Here is a 25,493-nt window from a genome sequence, read left to right on the forward strand (position 1 = left end):
GCCAGCGCGACGCCCGCGGCGGGCGGGGTACGGCTGCAACGGGGACGCGCGCGGGTCACGCTGCGCGCCCGCTCAGGGTGTCGGGCTGGGTGTGTCGGGCGTCGGCGGCGCAGGTTCGGGGGTGGGCGGCGGCGGCGGGACGGGTGCAGGCGGCACCGGCTCCGGCGTGCCCGCCTTGGCGGCCGGCAGGTACTGCTGCAGGCGCGCGAAGAAGCGACGGTAGAAGTCGGCGTCCTGCACGGTGCTGCTGGCCACTTTCACCAGCGAGTCGTCATTGCTGCCGAACGGCAGCGACACCGAGCCCAGCGCACCCACACCGACGCTGGCCGATGTGGGGCTCTTCTTGAGCGCATAACGGTCCTGCACCGCGCTGATGAACACCAGCGCCTCGTCGCCCCGCGCCGCGCAGGAGATACGCAGCACCAGCTGCTCGTGCTCGTCGTCGCGCGGCTGGAAATTCTTGTTGCCTTCCACCGCATCGGCGTCCGCACGCGCGATGGCATAGCCCTGGCTCAGCAGCGTGCGTCGGCCGGCCTCGCAGGCCTGCGCGGGCGTACCGGGTACGGTGCGCGAGTAGGTGTCACCGGAATCGAAGGACTCGCGGAGCAGCGTGCTGTCGGCCGCACGTCCGCCGCAGGCGGTGAGGGCGACGGCCATCAGGCTGGCCGACAGTGCATGGGAAGGCCGCATGGGCGCTCCTGCTGGAAGGGAATCGTCGCAGCATAGGCGCGGCGGCGTATGCGCGGGGTCTAGAAAGCGAAGGGCCGGCGCAATGGCCGGCCCTCCGTTGTTGGATCGTTCACCCGGTCACGCCGATCAATCGGCCCAGCGGCCCACCGCCGTGGACTGCGGCAGCACCTGCGCCGACAGCGGACGATCCACTTCCAGCAGGTTGACCGCGTCGGCCAGGATCGCGGCCGACTCACGCAGCAGCGGGTCCGGGCGCTTCTCGGCGGCCTTCTCGCGTGCGGCGTCCTTGACGATGTCGCGCTCGTTGCCGGTCAGGCCGTCGTCATTGCTGTCGTCGGCCAGCGGGTCAAGGTCCAGGCCGAGTTCCTTGCGGGTGGCCTGGCGCTGCTTGCGCTGGGTTTCCTGGCGCTCACGCTCGGCGCGGCGCTCGCCCTCGTTGAGCGAAATGTACTTCTTGGCCGCTTCGGTACGGAACTGCTCCACGTCCTCGTTCCACCACTGGAATTCCTTGTCCGCGGCGATGCGCGAGGCATGCCGGGTCTCCAGCTTGGGCAGCAGCGGGCCAAAATTGCCGTACTGGGTGTGCGGCACGGCGGCGATGCGGGTCCACGGCAGGGCGTTGTCGTAGGTGCTTTCGCCGTACTCGCTGGCGTCCACGCTGGCCGGGAAGGCCAGGTCGGGCACCACGCCCTTGTGCTGGGTGCTGCTGCCGCTGACGCGGAAGAACTGCGCGATGGTCAGCTTGACCTGGCCGAAACGCTGGGTCTCGCCGCTCGGCCAGCGGTCCAGGTCGACGATGTTCTGCACCGTGCCCTTGCCGAAGGTGGTCTCACCGATCACCAGCCCGCGACCGTAGTCCTGGATGGCGCCGGCAAAAATTTCCGAGGCCGAGGCCGAGCCGCGGTTGATCAGCACGGCCAGCGGACCGTCCCAGGCCACCGCTTCGCTGCGATCATTGTTGACCGTGACGCGGCCGCCGGATTCGCGCACCTGTACCACCGGACCCTGTTCAATGAACAGACCGGTGAGCTCAATGGCCTCATCCAGCGAACCACCGCCGTTGTTGCGCAGGTCCAGCACCACGCCGTCCAGTTTGTCGGTCTTGAAGCCGGCCAGCAGCTTGGCCACGTCGCGGGTGGCCGAGGCGTAGTCGGTCGCGTTGCGGCGGCGGCCTTCGAAGTCCTGGTAGAAGGTCGGCAGTTTGATCACGCCCACCCGGCGTTCCGGCTCACCGTCCTTGGCCGGGATGGTCAGCGTTTCGCCCTTGGCGGCCTGTTCGGCCAGGCGTACCTTCTGGCGGGTCAGCACCAGCATGTGCGGCTTGCCGTCCACGCCTTCCTCGGCCGGGATGAATTCCAGCCGCACCTGGGTATCCTTCTTGCCGCGGATCTTGGCCACTACGTCGTCGATGCGCCAGCCGATGACATCCTCGACCGGACCCGACTTGCCCTGGCCGACGCCGACGATGCGGTCACCCGGCTTGAGCGTGCCATTGACTGCGGCCGGACCACCGGCGATGACTTCGCGGATCACCACCATGTCGTCCTGGCGCTGCAGCTGGGCGCCAATGCCTTCCAGCGACAGCGACATGGCCTGGTTGAAATTCTCCGCCGTGCGCGGCGTGAAATAATCGGTGTGCGGGTCCACGGCGCTGGTGTAGGCGTTGAGGAAGAACTGGAACACGTCCTCGCCCTTCAGCTCGTTGACCGACTTCTCCAGCTGCGCATAGCGCTTGTCCAGCGTCTTGCGGATATCGGCCGGCGGCTTGCCGGCCAGCTTCAGGCGCAGCCAGTCATTCTTCACCGACTTGCGCCACAGGTCGTCCAGTTCCGCGCTGCTCGCGGCCCACGGCACGTCCTTGCGGTCGTATTCGAAGCGCTCGTCGCTGCTGAAATCGAAGTCCTGCTTGAGCAGCTTGCGGGCATACCCCACCCGTTCGCCGACCCGCTGCTTGTACACCGCAAACACCTGGAACGCGGGCTCGAGCTCACCGCCGCGGATCGCCGAGGAGATATTGGCCTCGAACGGTGCGAACCTGGTGATGTCGGCCTGGGTGAAGAACTGCTTGCTGCCGTCGAGCGACTCCAGGTACCGCTTGAACACGTCCTTGGAGGTCGCCGCATCCAGCGCGCGCGGCCGGTAGGCGTAGCGGCTGTCGGACAGCAGTCCGTAGACCAGCTTGGAGGTCGTGACCTGGTCGGCGGTCGCCGCCGACGGCAGCGCCGGCGAATCGGCGTAGGCAGCCAGCGCCAGCGGCGCGGTCAGCGCCAGGGCCATCAGGAATGCGGGGACTTTGAATTTCATCGACTTGCTCATGGCACCTTGCCAACGGGGAGACTGCGTGCGGATCAGACCACACGACAGTGCCGAAAGTTGCGGGGTTTGTCATCCACCGCGTCAGAACGCGGATTTCCAGCCTAAACGCGGGGCTGTATCAAATTGTGAATGACGCGGAATTACCGCGGGGAATGGGGTTTACGGGCGAAACCGCGCGGCGGCCTGAACCATCCGGCGGTCGGAAGGCATTCAGGCCGGGAGGGTGGCCCGTAGAAGCCTGACGGTCTTCGATCGGGTTCGTCGCGAGCGTTGAGGGCCCCGCCGCGGCCGGCAGGCCCCTATGCAAATGTCCCCCGGCGTCGGCATGCGCCGCCGCCTCCTCCTTTACTTTGCCAGGGACCTACCGGCCGCGACGGGGCTCGGCTTGCGGTTCGCAGGGAAAAGCCGGAGCACGACGCAACGCCGGTGGGGCGAGCGCGGGGCCGCCATGCCCTTGCGGCGAAGTAAAGGAGGAGGGGGCGGCCGCAGGCCGACGCCGGGGGACATTCGCAGGCAAGGGTATGGCGGCCCCGCGCTCGCCCCACCGGCAGCCGCTGTTGAGGGACATTCGCCGGAAAAGGCAAGGCGGCCCGGCGCTCGCCCCACCGGCAGCCGGTCTGATTCAGCCTACGCCAGCGCCCTTCGCCTGCACGTCGGCGTGGTACGACGAGCGCACCATCGGGCCAGAGGCCACGTGGCTGAAGCCCAGCTCGTAGCCGTAGACCTCCAGTTCCTTGTATTCCTCGGGCGTCCAGTAACGCAGCACCGGGTGGTGGTGCGCGGTCGGCTGCAGGTACTGGCCGATGGTGATCATGTCCACGTCGTGCGCGCGCAGGTCACGCATCGTCGCCCGCACCTGGTCCATGTCCTCGCCCAGGCCCAGCATGATCCCGGACTTGGTGGCGATGGCGGGGTGCTGCGCCTTGAAGTTCTTCAGCAGCGTCAGCGACCACTGGTAATCCGCACCCGGCCGCACGTTGCGGTACAGGTCCGGCACCGTTTCGATGTTGTGGTTGAACACATCCGGCGGGTTCGTCGCCAGGATGTCCAGCGCCCGCTCCATGCGGCCCTTGCCGCGGAAGTCCGGCGTCAGCACCTCGATCCGCGTGTTCGGCGACGTGGCGCGGATCGCCCCGATGCAGTCGGCGAAGTGCTGGGCACCGCCGTCGCGCAGGTCGTCGCGGTCCACGCTGGTCACCACCACGTACTTCAGACCCATGTCTGCCACGGTCTGCGCCAGGCTGGCCGGCTCACCTGCATCCGGCGGCTTCGGTCGGCCATGGGCCACATCGCAGAACGAGCAGCGGCGGGTGCAGACTTCGCCGAGGATCATGAACGTCGCGGTGCCGTGGCTGAAGCACTCGTGGATGTTCGGGCAGCTGGCCTCTTCGCAGACCGTCACCAGGCGGTTCTCGCGCAGCTTGGCCTTCAGCGTCTGCACGGCGTTGCCCGACGGAATCCGGACCCGGATCCACGACGGCTTGCGCAGCACCGGCGCGTCGGCGAACTGCACCGGCGAGCGGCCGATCTTGTCACCGCCCAGCTGTTTGACTCCCGCCTGCAACGGCGCGGCGGACGGCGTGTCGCCCTGCACGACCTGCAGGGGAATGATGCGAGCGGTGGTTTCAGTCATGGCCTTGGTCGGCGGCACTAGGCCGCGTCAGTCAGATCGGGCAGGTCAGCGGCAGGCTGGAGGTCCAGGCCGAACTGGCGGGCCAGATGGCCCAGCAGCACCGGCTTGACGGCCGCCATGCCGGACGGTCCCCCCAAGTCTACCATCGAGGTCACCTGCAGCCCTTGGTAGCCGCAGGGATTGATGCGGTGGAACGGCTCCAGGTCCATGGCCACATTGAAGGCCAACCCGTGGAAGGTGCAGCCGCGGCGGACCCGGATGCCCAGTGCGGCCACCTTGGCCCCGCCCACGTACACCCCCGGCGCCCCGTCCAGGCGTTCAGCGCCGATATTCCATTCGTCGAGCGTGTCGATGATCGCCTGCTCGATCCGGCACACGTAATCGCGCACCCCGATCCCCAGCCGGCGCAGTTGCAGGAGCGGGTAGACCACGATCTGGCCCGGCCCGTGGTAGGTCACCTGGCCGCCGCGGTCCACGTGCAGCACCGGAATGTCGCCCGGCGCCAGCACGTGCTCGTCCTTGCCGGCCTGCCCCAGCGTGAACACCGGGTCGTGCTCGACCACCCACAGCTCGTCGGCGGTGGCGTCGGTGCGGGCATCGGTGAAACGCTGCATTGCATGCCAGACCGGCGCGTAGGGCTGGCGGCCCAGGTCGCGCACGATCGCCGGTTGCGCCGGGCGCTCGCCCGGGGCGGGCGTCAGGACATCGCTGGCTACAGCGTCCACTTCACTTCCGGGTGGTCGCGCAGTGCCGCATGTGCGGCGTCGAGCTGCGCGCGGTCCTCCGCCATGAAGACCAGTTTCACGGACACATACTTGCCGTTGGACGAGGTCTTCCAGTTGATGCGCTCTTTGAGCACCTGGATGCCGGCCGCCTGCAGCAGCAGCGGGAGTTCGTGCTCCAGACCGATGTTGGCCGAGCCCATGGCGCTCAGCTCGAACTGACCGGGGAACTGGAAGCCGTGTTCGGGATTGTCAGACTTGATTTCCATGAGGGCGATTATGGGGACGGTCGCGACCGAACCCAAGCACCGCGTGAACATGGCCACAGTTGCACCCAACGCCACGTGAAAATCCGGCTTCACCAGCGATACGCACCGATGTATGCGCGGACCTGTTCAAGACATCACGCTGTGAATACGCTCACCCAGCTTAAAAAAGACCAAATCCTGAGCGGGACTCCCATGCGTTTGAAGACTTGTGTGTTGCCGGCCGCGCTGGCCGGTGTACTTGCGATGGTCGCCCCTGCCGTGCAGGCCGCCGACCAATGTGGACCTGACGCGATGAGCGAGCACCCGCCCCAGGTCAATTTCCGCGTCGACAACGATCTGTTCGGCGGCGCGGACCAGGACCAGGGCTATACCAACGGTGCGCAGATCACCCTGGTCTCGCCGAACCTGGTCGACTACACCAATGACCCTTGCCTTCCCCGGCTGGCGCGCTGGGTCAACCGCCACCTCGAGCGCCTGGCCCCGGGCGAGTTCGAGCAGCAGAACATGCTGTTCAGCTTCGCCCAGCAGATCTACACGCCAAAGGACTTCACCCGCCGCGACGTGATCGAGGACGACCGTCCTTATGCGGGCGTGCTGGTGGGCAGCTTCGGCTACAACGCCCGGCGCGGTGATCGACTGCAGACGACCCAGCTGACGCTGGGTGTGGTCGGGCCGTGGGCATTGGGCAAGGAAGTGCAGGACGTCGTGCACGACGCGCTGGGCGACGAGAAATTCCAGGGCTGGGACAACCAGCTGCACAACGAACCGGTGGTGATGCTGACCCACGAGCGCATGCGTCGCTGGGGTAATGCCGAGGACAACCTGGGCGGATGGGGGTGGGATGCGATCAGTCACTACGGTGGCGCGGTAGGCAACCTGGCCACCCACCTCAACGCAGGTGGCGAAGTCCGCGTTGGCTGGAAGCTGCCGGACGATTTCGGCAGCACCCCGCTGCGCCCGGCCGGCGAAAACACCGCGCCCACCCGCGGCGGCAAGCCCACGGGGTGGTCGTTCCACCTCTTCGCCACCTCCGATGCGGCCTGGGTGATCCGGGACATCACGCTGGACGGCAACACCTTCCGCAACAGCCACAGCGTGGACAAGCGCAACTGGGTCGCCCAGGGCGGTTACGGCCTGGCGGTGATGTACAACCGCTGGAAGTTCGCCCTCGCCCGCTACCACAGCACCCGCGAGTTCGACCTGCAGGAGCAGTCGCCGATCTATGGCAGCTTCACGATCAGCAGGTCGCTATAGCGACCTGCTGTAGAGCCGACTGGGTAGAGCCGACTGTTAGTCGGCTTAAGCCCAGCGCGCGGCACAAGCATCCGGAGCCAAGTAGCACAACGTTGCAGGGTTGAGGCCGGGTTGAACAATCAAACGAAACCGCGCGTCAGGTGTTCATGACGTTGGAACGGAGGGCAGCCGACTAACAGTCGGCTCTACCCAGTCGGCTCTACCCCGCCGGGTTCGCCCAAAAAAAGGCCCGCGTTACGCGGGCCTCTCTTTTATTCCGATTCCCACCACATCCAGAAGCTGTCCCACAGCCGCTTGAAGAAGCCGGCTTCTTCCACGGCGGTCACGGCCACCAGCGGGGCCTGGGCCACCACCTTGCCGTCCAGCGTGACCTTCAGCGTGCCGACCTGCTGGCCCGCGGTGAACGGCGCTTCCAGGGTCTTGGGCACGTCGATGCTCGGCTTCAGGTCGTTGTAGCGACCGCGCGGCACGCTGACCAGCAGCGGCTGGGCCACGCCCAGCTGCAGCGTGGCGGCCGTGCCCTTCCACACCTTGTGCTCGGCCACGGCCTTGCCCGGCTCGTACATGCGGTGCGTTTCGAAGAAGCGGAAACCCCAGTTGAGCAGCGCCAGGCTGTCGTCGGCACGCTGCTTTTCCGAGCTGCCACCCAGCACCACCGCGACCAGACGCTGGTCACCGCGCTGGGCCGAGCTCATCAGGCAGTAACCCGCCTCGGAGGTGTGACCGGTCTTGATGCCGTCCACGCTCTGGTCGCGCCACAGCAGCAGGTTGCGGTTGGGCTGGGTGATGCTGCCCACGGTGAATTCCTTCACCTTGTTGTAAGCGTAGGTTTCCGGGTAGTCACGCACGAACGCACGGCCCAGCAGTGCCAGGTCGTAGGCGGTGGTGTGGTGGCCCGGCGCACTCAGGCCATGGGCGTTGACGAAGTGCGAATCCTTCATCCCGATCTTGGCCGCATAGCTGTTCATGAGCGATGCGAACGCTTCTTCGCTGCCGGCCACGTGTTCGGCCAGCGCGATCGCCGCGTCGTTGCCCGACTGGATCGCCATGCCCTTTTCCATGTCTTCCAGACGCGCGGTCTGGTTGACCGGGAAGCCGCTGTAGCTGCCGTCGGTGCCGGCGCCACCTTCGCGCCAGGCGCGCTCGCTCATCATCACCTGGTCGTCGGTACGGACCTTGCCGTTCTTGACCTCGGCGGCGACCACATAGGAGGTCATCACCTTGGTGATGCTGGCCGGGGCCAGCTGTTCATTGATGTTCTCGCCGGCCAGCACCTGGCCGGTGGCGTAATCCATCAGGATCCAGGCCTTGGACACGCTGGGCTTCGGCGCCGGGGGAGTGGCGATGGCGGCCGGGGCGGCAGCGGCAGGAGCGGGTGCCGGCGCCGGCGTCGGCAAGGGGGTCTGGGCGGAGACCATGCCCACGAACAGGGTCGTGGCCATGGCAGCAGCGGCAAAGCGGAATTTCATCGGACAGCAAGCTCCAGGAGGGCGCCAAGGGGATTACAGGGGACGGCCATTGTAGGCCCATGGGGTGGCCGGACGCAGGCGCGCCCGGGGGAACGGCGTTCAGTCTTTGACGATCTGCGGCGACCCGAATCCCAGACCGACAATGCGGCCGGCAAGTTCCGAGGCACTGGCATGGTCGGCTGCCGGCACGCGCAGCCGCCACAGGGTGCGGCCGCCACTGACGATGTCGCTGATGCTGGCGCCGACGATGCCGGCCGAGGACAGCTGGCCCAACGCACGGGTAGCGTTGTCGCGGCTGGCGAAGCTGGCCACCTGCAGCAGCACATTGCCCACCTGCTGCTGCAGCGTGGGGCTGGGTGCCGGCGTCGGGGCGGTGGCCGGGCGCGGTGCGGCCGCCACCGGCGTGGCGCTGGGCAGGGCGCTGACCGTGACCGCCGGGTTTTCGATGGCCGCCGCCTGGGTGGCCGCCGGTCGGGTGCCCGCCGGTACCGCCGGGCCCGGGGCGGCCGGCAGCTTGCCGACCAGCCGGTCCATGTCGCTGTCCCGGCGCACTGGCGCGGTGGCCACAACCACGGGCGCTGCGGCGGCGGCGCGGCGTTCACGCCACGACGGTTTATCGGCCAGCAGGTTGCCGTCGCCCGGGGCCAGCGCGCGCACCTCCACGTTGCCGGTGCCGCGCTGGGTGATGCCCAGGCGCACGGCGGCGGCGTAGCTGAGGTCGATCACGCGCCCGTCGTGGAAGGGCCCACGGTCGTTGACGCGCACGATCACCGATTCGCCGTTGTCCAGGTTGGTGACCCGCGCGAAGCTGGGCAGCGGCAGGGTCTTGTGGGCGGCGGTGAAGGCGTACATGTCGTACACCTCGCGGTTGGAGGTCAACCGGCCGTGGAACTTGGCGCCGTAGTAGGACGCGGTGCCCTTCTCGGCATAGCCGCTGGTCCTGTCCATCACCTCGTACTGCTTGCCCAGCACCACGTAGGGCGACTTGTTGCCGACCGGCGAACGCGGCAGGTCCACCACGTCCGGCTCGGGAATGCACGCCACGTTGGGAATGTAGGTGGGCGTGCTGTCATTGACGCCGGGCTTGTACAGCCCACCAGCGCGGTAATTGCCGCGCGTATTGGGGTCCTCGGACGCGGCCTGGTACGGCGAGCCGTCCGGGCAGTGCGCAGGACGCCCGCCCTTGCTGCCCTGCCCCTGCACCAGCGTGCCGCCGGGCTTGGCCCCGCTGGCGGCGGCAGCCGGTTTCTTCGGGGCGCTGCTGCAGGCGGCCAGCGCCAGCATCAGCAGCCCGGGAACCCACCATCGGCAGCGTGCGCGTGCGTTCATGCCGGCGGCAGCTCCTGTCCCGCGATGGCCTGGGACAACTGGTACACCGCCATCGCGTACATCTTGGACAGGTTGTAACGGGTGATCGCGTAGTAGTTCTGGAAGCCCAGCCAGTACTGCTTGCCCGTGCTCGCTTCCAGCGTGATCGGGGTGGCGGTCAGCCCCGCCGGAACCGGGACGCTGGGCTGGTAGCCGCGCTGGGCCAGGTCGGACAGCGTCCAGGTCGGGGTCCAGTCGGTGGGATCGAAGGGCGCGCGGCCAGCGGCCAGCGTGGCCGGTACCGCCACCGGACCGCCGCGTACCCAGCCGCCCTTCTTGACGAAGTAATTGGCGATCGACGAGAACACGTCGTCATGACTGGTGAACAGGTCGCGGCGACCATCGCCGTTGCCGTCCACCGCGAAGTCCTGGTAGCTGGAGGGCATGAACTGCCCCATGCCCATCGCTCCAGCGTAGCTGCCCTTGATGGCGAGGATGTCCAGCTTCTCGTCGCGGGTCAGCGCGAACAGGCGCGCCAGTTCGTCGCGGAAATACAGCTCGCGGCGCACTTCGCGCTCGAGCTTGGCCGGGTCGCCGCTGCGCGGGTAGTTGAAGGCCAGCGTGTACAGCGCGTCCAGCACGCGATAGCTGCCGGTGTTGCCGCCATAGCTGGTTTCCACGCCGATGATCGCCACGATCACCTCGGCCGGCACGCCGGTGCGCTGCTGCACGCGCATCAGTTCATCGCGATGCGTGGCAAGGAATTTCTTTCCGCCCTCGATGCGCGCCTGGCTGATGAACATCGGCCGGTATTCGTTCCACGGTTTGACCCGCTCGGCGGGCCGGGACATGGCCGCGATGATCGGCGCGCGCACCTGCGCCTGGGCCAGGGTGGCGTCAATCTGGGCAGCGGGAATGCCGTAACGGGCCGCGGTATCACGCACGAAGTTCGCGCGTGCCACCTCGAACGGAACCGGGGTCAGATCCACCGGCGGTGCGGTGGCAGCGGCGGCTTCCGGCGCGGCTTCCGCCGGCCCCCGGTGAACGCCACCGGGCTTGTTGGGCGCACCCGACGCCTGCGGCGGCGGAGACGGGGAATGCGGCTGGGTCGCGCAGGCAACCAAACCGAGCGTAAGCATGCAGGCCAAAGTGCGTCGGATCATCGCCGCAGGTTAGCAGGTCAAAGATGAAATAAAACCCCTAACACCATGAATCCCAACGGATTGCTTCTTCGAGAGGGCGGTTCGTTAACCCAGCGTGTAATCGCGCTGACCTAAAGCCCCATTCACAGTGCTGATGGAGTAAAAGCTCCCTTCTTGTTGAAGGGGCGCGCCGACAGGCGCGGGTTAAGGAGATATGCGTGGGCCTGCCGCGTCTTGGGTGCGGCAGGCGCGCGCCGATGGCGCGGGGGATAGGTGGAATGCGCGGACCTTATTCGCCTCTGGCGAATAAGGTCTGCCGGTTGCGTCCCCATCCCCATGGACGCAACCGGCCTACCGACCCAGTCGGTACCGGCACGACGCGCAACTCCCCAGCGCGCGGCCTGCCCCCTGTACCCGTCGGGTCAACTACTTCCCGCCAGCGCCTGGTGCATCGCTTGGCTCGACGCCCGGCTGCTCGCGGGCCGCCATTGTGCAGGCGCTTTACGACATGTCCATTGATCCGGATCAAGCACATTCATATCTGTGCGCTACATCCCACTTTTACGTCGTTTTGTTGACGCGACTTCCACTTTAGGCGACGGTTTTGTCGTCTTTGGCACGTTCCAAGCGCGCTTTTTGCGCAAAAGACCGCCCGAGCCAGTCGATCTTTTGACTAGACATATCTATAAGGTGTAGCTGCGACGGAATGTCGCCGCGACCGGGGACGCACACCGCGCGCGATCGGCTCAGCCGTACCCGCCGTGCACCGGGTTGTGGCTCCGCGCGGCCATGACCAGCCCGAACCCGGCCAGCAGCGAGACCGCCGAGGTACCGCCGTAGCTGATCAGGGGCATCGGCACGCCCACCACCGGCAGCACGCCGGAGATCATGCCGCCGTTGACCAGCACATAGACGAAGAACGCCAGGCCGGTGGCCCCGGCCAGCAGGCGGGAATAGGAGTCACGCGACTGCGAGGCGATCCACAGGCAGCGCCCGATCACCAGCAGATACAGCGCCAGCACCACGGCCACGCCGATCCAGCCGAATTCCTCACTGAGCACCGAGAATGCGAAGTCGGTGGTCTGCTCGGGAATGAAGTTCAGGTGCGACTGCGAACCCTGCCCCCAGCCCTTGCCGTCGAAGCCACCGGAGCCGATCGCGATCTTGGACTGGATGATGTTCCAGCCCGCGCCCAGCGCATCGCTCTCGGGGTCGAGGAACATCATGATGCGGTCCTTCTGGTACGGCCGCAGCAGCCAGATCCAGGCCACCGGGGCCGCCGCGGCGACGCCGCCGACCGCTACGCCCACCCACCACCACGGCAGGCCGGCCAGCAGCAGCACGAAGGCCCCGCTGGCCGCGATCAGCACGCCGGTGCCGAAGTCGGGCTGCAGCATCACCAGCCCGGTCGGCACGCCGATGATCACCGCGCTGACCAGCACGGTGGAGAAGCGCGGCGGCAGCGGCATGCGGTGCAGGTACCAGGCCACCATCATCGGCAGGCTGACCTTGAGCAGCTCGGCCGGCTGCAGGTAGAACAGTTTCAGGTCCAGCCACTGGCGCCCGTACTTGCCGGTACCGAGCACGAACACCGCCATCAGCGGAATCATCGAGATGGCGTAGATCAGCGGCGTTGCCGAGCGGATGCGCAGGATGGACATCCGCGAGATGCACCACATCGCGGCCAGGCCCACCGCGAAGCGCGCGCCCTGCGCGAACACCAGACCATCGCCCCCGGCGCTCTTGAGCACCGCCAGGCCGATCAGCATCAGCGCGCCCAGCGCCAGGCACAGCACCCAGTCCAGGGTGCTGCTGAAGCGGACGGCCATGTCGGTCGCCCAGCGCAGGAAGACCTTCATCGGGCGAGCTCCGGCGACGTGGGGGGAAGCGCGGCAGCCGGCACCGGCGCACCCGGCAGCGGCGACGGCACGGGGGCCGGAGCGGGCACACCCACCACGACCGGCAGCAACTCCAGCGCGGCGGCCGCGGCATCGCCGGCCTCGCGCGCGGCATCGCCACCGCCGTCGAAAGCGGTGATGCCGATGGCCGTGGTGCCGCGAACGCTGTCCAGCGGCTCCATGCCGTCGGGCATCTTGCCCAGCAGCCACGCGTCGAACAGCTTGCGCGCGATCGGGGCCGCGGCCGATCCGCCGTAGCCACCGCCTTCCACGGCGATCGCCACCGCGATCACCGGGTTCTCGGCCGGGGCGAAACCGACGAACAGCGAGCGGTGGCGCAGGTGCATCGGCAGGCTCTTGGGATTCACCGCCGCGGTGCCACGGCGGCTGATCACCTGCGCGGTGCCGGTCTTGCCGGCGATGGTATAGGGCGCGCCCGCCGCCGCGCGCGCGCCGCTGCCGCCGGGGCGCATGGTGCCCATCATGCCTTCGCGTACCGCCTGCAGGTTGCCCGGGCTGGGACTGACCGGCTTGCTGTCGCCAGCCGGCATGGTCGCCCAGTCCGCATCGAAGCCGGCGCGCTGCTGCATCACCAGGTGCGGGGTGCGCAGCTGGCCATCGCCAATGCCGGACACGCCGTGCACCAGCTGCAGCGGGGTGACCTTCCAGTCACCCTGGCCGATGCTGACGTTGACGGTGTCGCCGGGGTACCAGCGTTCCTTGCGCGATTTGTACTTGTTCTGCGGCGAAGGCAGGATGCCGCCGATCTCGCCGGTGAGGTCGATACCGGTGGGCGCGCCGAAGCCGTAGTAGCCCATGTAGTGGTCAAAGCGGTCGATGCCCATGTCCAGGGCCAGCTTGTAGTAGTACGTGTTGACCGACTGGGTGATCGACTTGCGCAGGTCGGTCCAGCCATGTCCGCCACGGTTGGCATCGCCCCAGCCACGCGAGGTGCCCGGCAGGTAGAACATGCCGGTGGAGAGGATCTTGTCCTCGGGCTTGCGCACGCCGCTGTCCAGGCCGGCCAGGCCGATCAGCGGCTTGATGGTGGAACCGGGCGCCACGCCGCCCAGCACCAGGCGGTTGAACTGCGGCCGCGAGGGATTGTCGTTGAGCGCCTTGAAGTCGGTGTGCGAGATGCCGTTGACGAACAGGTTGGGGTCGTAGGACGGCAGGCTGACCATGGCCAGGATTTCGCCAGTGCGCGGGTCCATTGCCACGGCGGCGCCGTCGAAGTCGCCGAACGCGGCCACCATGGCCCGCTGCAGGTCGGCGTCGATGGACAGGCGCAGGTCGTTGCCGGACTGCGCGGCCACTCGCCCGATGGTGCGGATGGCCCGCCCCTGCACGTTGGTCTCGACCTGCTCGTAGCCGACCTTGCCGCGCAGCTGCTGCTCGTAATAGCGCTCCAGCCCGGACTTGCCGATATGGGTCAGCGCGGCATTGCCCTCGCCCAGCGTCTCCAGATCCTTGTCATCGACCCGGCCGACGTAGCCGATGATGTGCGCGAACAGGTCGCCGTACGGGTACCGGCGGGTCAGGTAGGGTTCGAGCTCCACGCCGGGGTAGCGCCAGCGGTCCACGGCGAAGCGCGCCATTTCCTCATCGGTGACGCGCAGCTTGAGCGTCACCGGCAGGAAGCTGCGGCGCGCCTTGCGCGACTTGTTGAAGGTCTCGATGTCTTCCGGGCTCAGGGCCAGGATCTTCGCCAGCCCGGCCAGGGTGGCGTCCATGTCCTTGACCTTGTCCGGGGTGATGTCGAGCCGGAACGCGGGCACGTTCTCGGCCAGCAGGCGCCCGTTGCGGTCATAGATCATGCCGCGCCCGGGCACCACCGGACGCGGCTTGATGCGGTTGGCTTCCGAGCGCGTGGCATAGACGTCGTGGTCCAGCACCTGCAGCTTGAAGTACCAGCCGCCCAGCCCGACCAGGCAGACCAGCACGCCGAGGAAGCCGAGCGCGGCGCGACGCCGGAACTGTTCGGCTTCCGCATGGGGGTTCTTGGCCTGGCGGCGCACGTACATGTCAGCGTCCGCGACGTCCGAAGCGGACCGCATCCAGCAGCACGAACACCAGCGGCCACAGGCCCATGCCCAGCAACGGCGCCCACCAGTACGACCACGGCAGGGTCGGTTCGCCCACGGCGATGTGGACCACGGCACTGACGATGCGGTCGTTGAACAGCAGGCCGCCGATCGCCAGCACCTGCTGGGACATCGGGAAGAAGCGGATGCGCGCGCGGAAGCGCTGCAGGATGAAGGTCAGCATGACCAGCCGCAGCGCCTGTTCGCCCAGCACGCCGCCATACAGCAGATCGGCGACCACACCACACACAAAGGCCACGCCCAGCCCGACCCGGTCCGGCGCCTCGATGACCCAGTAGGCCAGCACCAGCGCCAGCCAGTACGGCCGCAGCGGCTGCAGCAGCGCCGGCAGCGGCAGCAGCCCCAGCAGCAGCGCCAGCACGATGCTGACCGGCAGCACCCAGGGTTTGTCGCGCAGGCGGCTCATCGTTGTGCCTCCTGCGGAGGCGCGGTGCCCGGTGTCCGGCCAACGGCCGGCGCTACCGGTGCCGCCGGCGAGGAGCCCCCTTCTTGTTGAAGGGGGCGCGCCGAAGGCGCGGGGTTAAGGGGGGATGCGCGGGCCGGTTGCGCCGCAGGCGCAGTCGGCTGAAGGGGGCGCGCCGAAGGCGCGGGGTTAAGGGGGGATGCCCCCCCGGCAGCCGGATTCGTCGAAGACGAATTTGGCTGAGGCGGTTCATGCGCCGCAGGCGCAGGAGCCGCCGGGCCGCCGGCTGCTTCGGAAAGCTGCAGGTTTGGTGGTACCCGGATGGCTGCGCCTGGCCTTAGCAGCAGCACATCGCGGCCGCGGTCGAGCTGGGCGGCGGGCTTGAGCTCGCCGACCAGGAAGGCGTGGGTGTCGTCGGGGCGCAGCGCGGTGATCCTGCCGACCGGGAAGCCGGCCGGGAAGCGACCGCCGAGGCCGGAGGTGACGATCTCATCGCCCACCTCCACGCCTGCGCTGAGCGGAATGTCGCGCAGTTCCAGGGTATCGCCACGGCCGTACACGATCAGGCGCACGCCATTGCGGGCGACGGTGACGGGCACCGCATGATCCGGGTCGGTGAGCAGCAGCACGGTGGCATTGCCGCCGGTGGTGGCGATCACCTGCCCCATCAGGCCACCCGAGTCGATCACGGCCTGGCCCACGTGCACGCCATCGCGGCTGCCGGCGGCCAGCACCAGGCGCTGACGCACCGGGTCCAGGTCGATATCCAGGATCGGCGCCAGCTGCACGTCCAGCCCGCTGCGCTCGGCAACGTTGAGCAGTTCGCGCAGCTGCGCGTTGTCCAGCGCCGCGGTCTGCAGGCGGGTCAGGCGCGCATTGGCGATCAGCAGCTGGTTGCGCAGCACGCGGTTCTCGTCGACCAGCTGGCCGTGGCTGGCCGCGTTGTCCTTGACCTGCGTGCCCAGCCGACCCGGCAGACCGGCCAGGGCCCACACCGGTTGCACGAGGACGTTGGCCTGGGCGCGCAGGCGCGCCAGCCAGCCAGCCTGGTCGTCGAGCACGATCAGGGTGATGGCCAGGGCCAGGTAGGCGAGCAGCCGCAGGGGGCTGCTGGCATCACCCTGGCGGGAGGCTACGGGAGGACCGGCGTAGGGCGGCACGACTGGCTTCGACTGGACAAGAGGGGAAGGAAGCGCGCGGGCGCCACCGGGATGCGACAACGCCCCGGCGCTGCGATGCCCGGCGTGGCAGGCACGCAGCGGGCATCACGCCGCAGGGGCGCGTCTACGGCACAGGAACGGTACGACTTACTCCGGCGCAAAGAACTCGTTGCCGTGCATGTCCACCAGCTCCAGCGCACGACCGCCACCGCGGGCCACGCAGGTCAGCGGATCGTCGGCGACCTGCACGTGCAGGCCGGTTTCCTCGGAGATCAGGCGGTCCAGGTCACGCAGCAGGGCGCCACCACCGGTGAGCACGATGCCGCGCTCGGCGACGTCGGCGCACAGTTCCGGCGGGGTCTGTTCCAGCGCCAGCTTGACCGCGCTGACGATGCCCGACAGCGGTTCGTGCAGGGCTTCCAGCACCTCGTTGGAGTTGATCTTGATCATCTTCGGCACGCCCTCGGCGAGGTTGCGGCCCGAGATCTCCATTTCGATGACTTCGGCCTGCGGGTACGCGCAGCCGAGCTCGACCTTGATCCGCTCGGCGGTCGCTTCACCGATCAGCATGCCGTGGTTGCGGCGCACGTAATTGGTGATCGACTCGTCGAAGCGGTCGCCACCGATGCGCACCGAGGCGGAATAGACGATGCCGTTCAGCGAGATCACCGCCACCTCGGTGGTGCCGCCGCCGATGTCGATGACCATCGAACCGCGCGCCTCGGTCACCGGCATGCCGGCGCCGATGGCGGCCGCCATGGGCTCCTCGATCAGGAACACGTCGCGGGCACCGGCCTCTTCGGCCGATTCCTTGATGGCGCGGCGCTCGACCTGGGTCGAACCGGCCGGCACGCAGACCAGCACGCGCGGGCTCGGGCGCAGGAACCGCGACTTGTGGACCTTCTTGATGAAGTGCTTGAGCATCGCCTCGGTGTAGGTGAAGTCGGCGATGACGCCGTCCTTCATCGGGCGGATGGTGGTGATGTGGCCCGGGGTACGGCCCAGCATCTGCTTGGCCTCGGCGCCGACGGCGGCCACGGAGCGGGTGCCACCGATGGCGCGGTCCTGGCGCACGGCCACGACCGACGGCTCGTTCAGCACGATTCCCTGCCCGCGCACGTAGATGAGGGTATTGGCCGTGCCCAGGTCAATGGACAGGTCATTGGAGAACATGCCACGCAGTTTCTTGAACATCTGGGAGTTGATCCTGAGGGGTGTCGCGCCCAACGCGGGATGGCGAAAAATTGGGCAGAATTCGAGACCGACAAGCCTAGCAATCCCCCTGTGCGCGAGCAAGGACAAATCTGGCCCAACGCCAGCCTTGGCGGCCATTCAGGCGGATCCGGACAGCCGGGGTTCTGGCCCTGCGGCGTCTCACCCGTTAACCTTTGCGCTATTGGGCGCCTCAGGGCGCCGTTTCGTTGCCCGCCCGGCGGGCCTCAAGCTACCTTCCACATAGGCCTTAATCGATGTCCGCTTTGATCTGTGGTTCTCTTGCCTTCGACACCATCATGGTGTTCCCGGACCAGTTCAAGAATCACATCCTGCCGGACAAGGTGCACATCCTGAACGTCTCGTTCCTGGTGCCGCGCATGCGCCGGGAGTTCGGTGGCTGCGCCGGCAACATCGCCTACAACCTGCACCTGCTGGGCGGCGACCCGATCCCGATGGGTACCGTGGGCTCGGACTTCGGCCCGTACCGCGAGTATTTCCAGGGGCTGGGCATCGACCTGACCCGGGTGAAGGTGATCGATGAGCTGTTCACGCCCCAGGCGTTCATCACCACCGACCACGACAACAACCAGATCACCGCCTTCCACCCGGGCGCGATGATGCGGTCCTACGAAAACCACGTGAAGGACGTGCCGGGCGTGACCCTGGGCCTGGTCGGCCCGGACGGCCGCGAAGGCATGATCCAGAACGCCGAGGAGTTCTCCGCGGCCGGCGTGCCGTTCATCTTCGACCCGGGCCAGGCCATGCCGCTCTTCAACGGCCCGGAACTGCGCACGTTCATCGAGCAGGCCGACTACGTGGTGGTCAACGATTACGAGTCCAACCTGCTGCAGGAACGCACCGGCTGGGACGAAACGGCGATCGTGAGCCGGGTCAAGGCCTACATCACCACCCGTGGCCCGAAGGGCGCGGTCATCCACACCCCGGAAAAGACCTACGACATTCCGCCGGCGCACGAGCGCCGCGTGGTTGACCCGACCGGCTGCGGCGACGCCTTCCGCGCCGGCCTGATCTACGGCATCGAAAAGGGCTACGACTGGCTGACCATCGGCCGCATGGGCAACCTGATGGGCGCGCTGAAGGTCGAGCACCCGGGCACCCAGAACCAGCGGTTCACGTTTGACGAGTTCAACGAGCAATTCAAACAGCAGTTCGGTTACGCGCTGGGCGCGTAACCGCACTGCTGGTTGAATTGCTCGCCCACTATTCGCCTTGGCGAATAGTGGGCCCCCGGGCATTCCACCTATCCCCGCGCCTGTCGGCGCGCCCCCTTAACAGAAGGGGGCTGTTTCTCCAGAGGGGATACGGGCGCCTGTAGTGCCGACTGTAGTGCCGACTGTTAGTCGGCAATGCGCTCTACGCGTTCGCTCCGGCCGCTCAATTCCACCCGTTCGGCATCTTGCTGGCGTCCACGCCGCCAGTCTCGAAGACGGCGGTGCGGGTGCCGCCAGCCTTGACCGGGAATTCGATGCTGAGGGTCTTGCCCTTGCGGGCCAGCTTCCACAGCGCCTTCTGATCAGTGATGAACATGGCGATCGCCTCGTCGGTCTTCGGGCGCCAGGCGGCCATGCTGATCGGCTTGCCGTCGTCCACGGTGACCTTGACGGTGCATTGCGGGCAGCGGAAATCACCGGCCTGCAGCACTAGGTACGCGTGCCGCTTCCACTCGGGGTGGTCGCGGAAGATCAGCTGCACCGGCTTGGGGCCGGTGCCGTCCACGTCCACGCGTTCCTTGCTGTAGATCGACGCCGAGACCTGGTTGCCCTTGCTGCCCACCGGCACCTGGTTGTACTGCCACAGGCCCTGCATGCGGCGCAGCTCGCGCGCGGTCTCGGCCTTGGCCTTGACCTCGGCATAGCCCGGCTCGATGCGTGCGGCCACGTCGGTGTCCTTGTACTGGTCCAGCAGCGAGCCGCCGTGGATGCGCGCGCGTTCCCAGTCCTGGGCGGCCACCGCCATGTCGTACTGCTTGGCCACGCCTTCGGCCTTCTCTTCCTGCTGGGCTTTGGCGGCGGAGGCGGCCGCCTCCTGCGCCCTGCGTTCTTCTTCCGGGTTGCTGCAGGCGGCCAGCGCGAACGCGCAGGCGGCGAGGAGGATCAATCGTTGCATTGCAAGCTCCAGGGATCGACGACGCCCACACGCGCCACTTGCCTACTGTAACGGGACGCCGGCAGGGTCGCATCCCGATCGACTGCACGCGAGCCGCACTGCGACCGGTGTCGGGCAATCTGGTGGATCGGCGTGCGTGGCAGTCGGACACAAACCCCGAACATGACAACGGCGGGTTTCCCCGCCGTTGTCATGTACCACCTTGCGCGCTGCTGACGGCGGAAAGACGGGTTGTCTGGCCGAGCCTTTCCTGCACCAACACGGTGGTGATCGGGCGGTAGCGTCGCGTGGCCAGGAATGGCTGCGGCCTCAGCAGCCGCGCCGAGTCTCTTCATGCGCATGTGCGGGAGCGATCATCTCATCGCGCGCGGGAAGGCTCAGTTCGTCCCATCGTATGTGGGAAGGATCTCCTCATCGATCGAGGAACGGGGCGTCCAATCGCGTGTGGGAAGGATCTCCTCATCGATCGAGGAACGGGGCGTCCAATCGCGTGTGGGAAGGATCTCCTCATCGATCGAGGAACGGGGCGTCCAATCGCGTGCGGGAAGGATCTCCTCATCGATCGAGGAACGGGGCGTCCAATCGCGTGCGGGAAGGATCCCCTCATCGATCGAGGAACGGGGCGTCCAATCGCGTGCGGGAAGGATCCCCTCATCGATCGAGGAACGGGGCGTCCAATCGCGTGTGGGAAGGATCTCCTCACCGATCGAGGAACGGGGCTTCCAATCGCGTGTGGGAAGGATCTCCTCATCGATCGAGGAACGGGGCGTCCAATCGCGTGCGGGAAGGATCCCCTCATCGATCGAGGAACGGGGCGTCCAATCGCGCGCGGGAAGGATCATCTCTTCGGCAGGCTTCACGTCGCTGCCGTACAGGCCCTTGCAGAATTCAAGCATCGCCAGATGATTTTTTTCCCGAGGACTTCCCACCTCCATCATGCTGTCACTACGGACGGCTGGATGGCCGCCAGTTGGCATCGTGTCGTTGGTGATGTCGTGAAGCGTTGTCGCAATCGGTGCATGCTCGACATTGGTCGAGTTCTGGCCAAGGGGTGCTGTCGATGGAGCTCTTGTAGGCAGGACGGGCGTGGGCGTAGCTGAGACGTTGATTGACACGGGGACCTTCCGATGCAGGGGAGGCCCGGACTATATGCATCACCTATTCGAATCGCTTTCAGCATTCCATCACTCTATTGCAAGGTGAGGCCACGCCGGCGACCGCTGCGGCCCACGCCCCTGGCCATGCAACCGCAGTAAGACCGATGTACCACAGAGGGGCAGGACCCGGCATCAAACATTCCAGAAACGACAACGGCGGGTTTCCCCGCCGTTGTCGTTGAACACCGTGCGCGCGGTTACGGCGCGGCCGGGGTGGCCTTGTCCAGCATGTCCTGCACCGATGCGGTAGTGATCGGGTGGTAGCTCGGCTTGGCTTTTTCGAAGGCTGCCTTGGCGAAGGCCAGCCCTTCCGGGGTCTTCACCAGTTCGGCGTAGATCGGCAGGATCAGCTTGCGGCGGCCGACGCGTTCGATGAAGGCACCGGCCGCTTCATTGGCCTCCACATAGCCGCTGCGGATCGCCAGCGGGTACCAGCGCATCGCGATTTCGCCGTTGGCGGTGCCGGTGAACTTGTACGCGCGGTCCAGCGCGGCCAGCTTGTCGACCGGCAGGGTCTTGCCCAGGCCATCGATGAAGTGCACCCATTCCTGGGTGCCCCACTCGCTGGTGACCTGCGCGCTGGGGAGCGTGCCACTGCCCAGCCATGCGATACGGCCGGTATCGACGATGGTGAAGTTGCGCGAACGCGCCTTCGTCGCGAAGGCCGGGATACCCGGCTCTTCCAGCCAGGCCTTCAGCTCGGCGTCGGTCACCGCACCCGGCTTCTTGGACAGCAGGTTCTTCTTCAGGTAGTCGACGAACTGGTCGGTGTTGGCGCTCTGGAAGGCGTGGTCGTCGAACCAGCCCCGCAGGAACGGATCGAACACCTCGCGGCCGAAGCGCTGTTCCAGGAACTGCAGGAACCACGACCCCTTGACGTAGGCTACGTTGCTCAGCGCCTCGTCCGGATCGCGCTCGGTCAGCGGCGGCAGGGCCAGGGCCTGGTCGCCCGGGCTCATGTCCTTGACCTCGGCCAGCAGGTCGTTCTGGTCGATCTCACGCTCCATCTCGGCCATTTCCTGGCCATACAGCGCCTCGGTGATGCGGCCCTGTACGTAGGTGGTGAAGCCTTCGTTGAGCCAGATGTCCTTCCAGCTGGAGTTGGTCACCAGGTTGCCCGACCAGCTGTGCGCCAGTTCATGGGCGACCAGCGAGACCAGCGACTTGTCGCCCACGATCACGGTCGGGGTGGCGAAGGTCAGGCGCGGGTTTTCCATGCCGCCGAACGGGAACGACGGCGGCAGCACCAGCATGTCGTAGCGGCCCCAGCGGTACTCGCCATAGAGCTTCTCGGCCGCACCGATCATCTTCTCGGTGTCTTCGAATTCCTTCGCCGCCTTGCCCACCATGGTCGGCTCGGCCCACACGCCGGAACGTCCGGAGATCGGCTCGAACACCAGGTCGCCCGCGGCGATCGCCAGCAGGTAGGACGGAATCGGCTGCGGCATCTTGAAGGTGTAGTCACCATCACGCGCGGCCTTGGGATCGTTGTCGGCGCTCATCAGCACCATCACGTCCGGGCGCGAGGTCACGTGCGCGCTGTAGGTGAAGCGCACGCTCGGCGTGTCCTGCAGCGGCACCCACGAACGGGCGTGGATGGCCTGCGACTGGCTGAACATGAAGGGCAGCTGCTTGCCCTCGGTCATGGACGGCTCGAGCCACTGCAGGCCCGAGGCCGTCGGCGCGGTGTGGTAGGTCACCAGCACCTTGCCCGGCTGTTCCGGGGCCTCGATGGTCAGCTTGCTGCCGAACACCTTGTCGGCCGGCGCCAGCACGAACTGCAGCGGCGCGGTCTTGCCATCGGCGCCCACGGCCTCGACCTTTTCAATGGTCAGCTCGCGGGTGTCCAGCACCAGCTGCCTGGCCGCCTTGTCCTTCCAGTCCAGCGTGTAGGTGGCGGTGCCGCCGATCTGCTTGCTGTCGAAGTCCAGCTTCAGGTCCAGCGCGAGGTCCTTGATGGCGACCTTGTCCGGTTCGGCGTACGAACTTTCATCGTGGCTGCGGTTGTCGGCTTTCACGGTGTTGGCGGCGCTCGGCTGGGCGGCGGGGGCCGCGGTCGGGGCGGCGGGCTCTTTGGAGCAGCCGGCGGCAAGCGCGACGGCGAGGGGAATCAGCAGGAACGGAGATCGCATGAATCGGGACCGATCAGGGTGAAACCACCAGTTTACGCCTGTCCAACGCCCGCGGCAGCCTGACGCCTGCGCCGCGCGCATTCAGTCGTCCTCACACAGCAGTCGGGCGCCGCCAGCGGACTTGGCCCGGTACATGGCCGTATCGGCCCGGCGGTACAGCTCGCGCAGGTCCTCGCCCGGGCGGTAGCCGGCACCGCCGGCACTGGCCTTCAGGGGCGGCTCGGTACCCGCGACCGGCTCGGCCAGCCGGTCCAGCCAGCTGCGCAGGCGGTCGCAGGCCACGTCATGGCGCGCATGCACCGCCAGCAGGAATTCATCGCCGCCCCAGCGGCCGATCCAGTCGCTGGGCTGCAGCCATTGCCGCGCCGAGACCACCAGCCGGACCAGCACCTGGTCGCCGGCCAGGTGCCCATGGGCGTCGTTGATCGGCTTGAGGTTGTCCAGGTCCACCACGAACAAGGTGAGCGGTTGCCGGCGCGATTGCGCCAGCGATGCCGAGTCGGCCAGTGCCTGTTCACAGCCCCGGCGGTTGAGCGCCTGGGTCAGCGGATCCAGCAGCACGCTGCGGCGCAGGTCGCGCAGACCGGCATCCACCCCGTGCAGGCTGCGGTTGATGCCGCGCAGCAGGCGGCCGATCTCGTCGTGGCCCAGGTCGGGCAGGTGCGGCAGGCGCTGCTCGTCGTAGTACGCCTCCAGCGCTTCGGCGGCCTGGCGAAGCGGCGACATCAGCCGGTACAGCGCCATCATCGCCATGCCCGTGCCGACCAGGGTGGCGCCCAGCACCACCCCCACCACGGTCCACATCGTGTCCTGCTGGTAGTGGCCACTGAATGCCATCCACAGCAGCAACACCAGCAGCGGCACGTGCACGCCGATAAACACGACCGTCATCAGCTTGGCGCTGAACGAACGGGGAAACACGCGGGCCAGGCCGCGGTATAGACGCATGGCAGGCGCTCGTTGGCGGTCTGCCCGCAGTGTGGCCCAGCTCCCTCAGCGGGAACTGGACCGGTGTCTCAAACCTTGTAGCCGGAGTGAATCGACACGATGCCGCCGGTAAGGTTCTTGTAATGGCAGCGCGCGAAACCGGCCTCGCCCATCATGGTCTTGAGCTGTTCCTGCGGCGGGTGCTTGCGGATGCTCTCGGCCAGGTACTGGTAGCTGCTGCCGTCACGCGCGAACAGCTGGCCCAGCTTGGGCAGGATCTTGAACGAGTGGAAGTCGTAGATGGGCTTGAACCAGTCCGCGGTGACCTCGGAGAACTCCAGCACGCGCGCCTGGCCGCCGACCTTGAGCACGCGGTACATCTCGCGCAGGCCGGCATCCTTGTCGGTCACGTTGCGCAGGCCGAAGGCGATGGTGACCAGGTCGAAGCTGGCATCGGGGAACGGCAGCGCCTCGGCGTTGCACTGGACGTATTCCAGACCGGAGACCAGGCCGCGGTTGGTCAGCCGGTCGCGGCCCACCGACAGCATGCCGGCGTTGATGTCACCCAGCACCACTTCACCCTCGTCGCCCACGCGCTCCTTGATCAGCGCGGCGATATCGCCGGTGCCGCCGGCCAGGTCCAGCACGCGGTCGCCCGGCTTCACCTGCGCGGTGGCTACGTAGTAGCGCTTCCACGCCCGGTGGATGCCCAGGCTCATCAGGTCGTTCATCAGGTCGTAGCTGCGCGCGACCGAGGTGAACACTTCGCCCACCAGCTTCTGCTTGTCCTTGGCGGCAACATCGCGGAAGCCGAAATGGGTGGTGCCACTCTTGTAGGGGGATTCGCTCATGACCCGGATTATCGCACCGCTGGGCGGTCGGCGGCACCCGGGGGTGCGAAGCCGGTCACGCCCTGCTGCCCGGCCGGGTGCCCGAAGCGCCCCTGCGCCCCTATCATGCCCCCTTCTGTTGAACGGACCGCCCATGATCACCACGCCCGACTACGCCGCCCTGCTTGAGACCGCCATTGCCGAAGCCCGCCAGGGCCTGGCCGAGGGCGGCATTCCGATCGGCGCGGCGCTGTACCACAACGACGGCCGCCTGCTCGGCTGCGGCCACAACCGCCGCGTGCAGGAAGGCGACCCGTCCGTGCATGGCGAGACCGACGCGTTCCGCAAGGCCGGCCGCCAGCGCCGCTACCAGGACACGATCATGGTCACCACGCTGGCCCCGTGCTGGTACTGCAGCGGGCTGGTGCGCCAGTTCAACATCGGCACCGTGGTGGTGGGCGAATCGGTCACCTTCCAGGGCGGCATCGACTGGCTGCGCGAGAACGGCGTGCAGGTGATCGACATGCAGAGCCAGGAATGCATCGAGCTGCTGGGCGGATTCATCTCCGCGCACCCCGAGGTCTGGAACGAAGACATCGGCGAATGATCCGTGTCGTGCTGCGCAGTCGCGGTGTGCGATGCGCAGCACGAGGTACGGCGCCCCGGCACGAACACGGGCCGTTATGAATGCTTCAGCTCGCGGCGAACGGCCGCAAGCACTGCGGCTGTTGCGTCT

The 25,493-nt window shown here is 67.3% G+C and carries 21 protein-coding genes; 3 read left to right on the plus strand and 18 right to left on the minus strand.

The window, feature by feature from the left end; translation table 11 throughout:
• Positions 1–72: 72 nt before the first annotated feature.
• From AC3ITN_RS16550 to AC3ITN_RS16570, 5 genes are all read right to left on the minus strand, one after another.
• On the minus strand, positions 73–690 hold the full coding sequence (locus AC3ITN_RS16550; RefSeq protein WP_489391218.1) for a DUF2242 domain-containing protein: 618 nt from the start codon (positions 688–690) through the stop codon (positions 73–75).
• 126 nt (positions 691–816) lie between these two features.
• Positions 817–2,994 (minus strand): carboxy terminal-processing peptidase, encoded by a 2,178-nt coding sequence (locus AC3ITN_RS16555; RefSeq protein ID WP_489391219.1) that lies wholly within the window; start codon positions 2,992–2,994, stop codon positions 817–819.
• A 634-nt stretch (positions 2,995–3,628) separates the two neighbouring features.
• Positions 3,629–4,639: a lipoyl synthase gene (gene lipA / locus AC3ITN_RS16560; RefSeq protein ID WP_489391220.1), complete on the minus strand. Its 1,011-nt coding sequence runs from the start codon at positions 4,637–4,639 to the stop codon at positions 3,629–3,631.
• Positions 4,640–4,656: 17 nt separating this feature from the next.
• Entirely contained in the window at positions 4,657–5,364 is a 708-nt protein-coding gene (gene lipB / locus AC3ITN_RS16565) for a lipoyl(octanoyl) transferase LipB (protein WP_313348643.1), read from the minus strand.
• Complete coding sequence (locus tag AC3ITN_RS16570; RefSeq protein WP_313348641.1) at positions 5,352–5,630, minus strand: DUF493 family protein; 279 nt, start codon at positions 5,628–5,630, stop codon at positions 5,352–5,354. Before AC3ITN_RS16570 ends, lipB begins: the two co-directional genes overlap by 13 nt.
• Before the next feature lie 192 nt (positions 5,631–5,822).
• On the opposite strand from AC3ITN_RS16570, the gene AC3ITN_RS16575 reads away from it, so the two are divergent.
• On the plus strand, positions 5,823–6,884 hold the full coding sequence (locus tag AC3ITN_RS16575; protein ID WP_489391221.1) for a lipid A deacylase LpxR family protein: 1,062 nt from the start codon (positions 5,823–5,825) through the stop codon (positions 6,882–6,884).
• Positions 6,885–7,135: 251 nt separating this feature from the next.
• Here AC3ITN_RS16575 and AC3ITN_RS16580 read toward each other — a convergent pair whose 3' ends face one another.
• The 8 genes from AC3ITN_RS16580 to AC3ITN_RS16615 form a co-directional block, all read right to left on the minus strand.
• Entirely contained in the window at positions 7,136–8,353 is a 1,218-nt protein-coding gene (locus AC3ITN_RS16580) for a D-alanyl-D-alanine carboxypeptidase family protein (RefSeq protein ID WP_313348639.1), read from the minus strand.
• Positions 8,354–8,452: 99 nt separating this feature from the next.
• Positions 8,453–9,682, minus strand: coding sequence for a septal ring lytic transglycosylase RlpA family protein (locus tag AC3ITN_RS16585; RefSeq protein WP_489391222.1), 1,230 nt, complete (start codon positions 9,680–9,682; stop codon positions 8,453–8,455).
• On the minus strand, positions 9,679–10,824 hold the full coding sequence (mltB, locus tag AC3ITN_RS16590; protein WP_489391223.1) for a lytic murein transglycosylase B: 1,146 nt from the start codon (positions 10,822–10,824) through the stop codon (positions 9,679–9,681). Before mltB ends, AC3ITN_RS16585 begins: the two co-directional genes overlap by 4 nt.
• Before the next feature lie 725 nt (positions 10,825–11,549).
• A complete protein-coding gene (rodA, locus tag AC3ITN_RS16595) occupies positions 11,550–12,662 on the minus strand; it encodes a rod shape-determining protein RodA (protein WP_313348632.1) in 1,113 nt (370 codons plus the stop codon).
• On the minus strand, positions 12,659–14,725 hold the full coding sequence (gene mrdA, locus AC3ITN_RS16600) for a penicillin-binding protein 2 (protein ID WP_489391224.1): 2,067 nt from the start codon (positions 14,723–14,725) through the stop codon (positions 12,659–12,661). The genes rodA and mrdA overlap by 4 nt, the downstream gene beginning before the upstream one ends.
• A 1-nt stretch (position 14,726) precedes the next feature.
• Positions 14,727–15,212, minus strand: coding sequence for a rod shape-determining protein MreD (gene mreD / locus AC3ITN_RS16605; protein WP_313348630.1), 486 nt, complete (start codon positions 15,210–15,212; stop codon positions 14,727–14,729).
• A complete protein-coding gene (gene mreC / locus AC3ITN_RS16610; protein ID WP_489391225.1) occupies positions 15,209–16,369 on the minus strand; it encodes a rod shape-determining protein MreC in 1,161 nt (386 codons plus the stop codon). Before mreC ends, mreD begins: the two co-directional genes overlap by 4 nt.
• 147 nt (positions 16,370–16,516) lie before the next feature.
• Positions 16,517–17,563 (minus strand): rod shape-determining protein, encoded by a 1,047-nt coding sequence (locus AC3ITN_RS16615; protein ID WP_038686189.1) that lies wholly within the window; start codon positions 17,561–17,563, stop codon positions 16,517–16,519.
• A 275-nt stretch (positions 17,564–17,838) separates the two neighbouring features.
• On the opposite strand from AC3ITN_RS16615, the gene AC3ITN_RS16620 reads away from it, so the two are divergent.
• A complete protein-coding gene (locus AC3ITN_RS16620; RefSeq protein WP_313348627.1) occupies positions 17,839–18,777 on the plus strand; it encodes a carbohydrate kinase family protein in 939 nt (312 codons plus the stop codon).
• 202 nt (positions 18,778–18,979) lie between these two features.
• Here the strand turns inward: AC3ITN_RS16620 and AC3ITN_RS16625 are convergent, their stop codons facing one another.
• The 5 genes from AC3ITN_RS16625 to ubiE form a co-directional block, all read right to left on the minus strand.
• On the minus strand, positions 18,980–19,711 hold the full coding sequence (locus AC3ITN_RS16625; RefSeq protein WP_489391226.1) for a hypothetical protein: 732 nt from the start codon (positions 19,709–19,711) through the stop codon (positions 18,980–18,982).
• A gap of 377 nt (positions 19,712–20,088) precedes the next feature.
• Complete coding sequence (locus tag AC3ITN_RS16630; RefSeq protein WP_489391227.1) at positions 20,089–20,607, minus strand: hypothetical protein; 519 nt, start codon at positions 20,605–20,607, stop codon at positions 20,089–20,091.
• Between the two features lie 458 nt (positions 20,608–21,065).
• Positions 21,066–23,000, minus strand: coding sequence for a M1 family metallopeptidase (locus AC3ITN_RS16635; RefSeq protein WP_489391228.1), 1,935 nt, complete (start codon positions 22,998–23,000; stop codon positions 21,066–21,068).
• 81 nt (positions 23,001–23,081) lie between these two features.
• Positions 23,082–23,948 (minus strand): GGDEF domain-containing protein, encoded by an 867-nt coding sequence (locus AC3ITN_RS16640; protein WP_489391229.1) that lies wholly within the window; start codon positions 23,946–23,948, stop codon positions 23,082–23,084.
• A gap of 68 nt (positions 23,949–24,016) precedes the next feature.
• Entirely contained in the window at positions 24,017–24,778 is a 762-nt protein-coding gene (gene ubiE / locus AC3ITN_RS16645) for a bifunctional demethylmenaquinone methyltransferase/2-methoxy-6-polyprenyl-1,4-benzoquinol methylase UbiE (protein WP_313348616.1), read from the minus strand.
• Positions 24,779–24,911: 133 nt separating this feature from the next.
• On the opposite strand from ubiE, the gene AC3ITN_RS16650 reads away from it, so the two are divergent.
• A complete protein-coding gene (locus tag AC3ITN_RS16650; RefSeq protein ID WP_313348614.1) occupies positions 24,912–25,364 on the plus strand; it encodes a nucleoside deaminase in 453 nt (150 codons plus the stop codon).
• The last annotated feature ends 129 nt before the right edge of the window (positions 25,365–25,493 follow it).

The organism is Stenotrophomonas sp. KH_036_B (genome assembly GCF_057839485.1).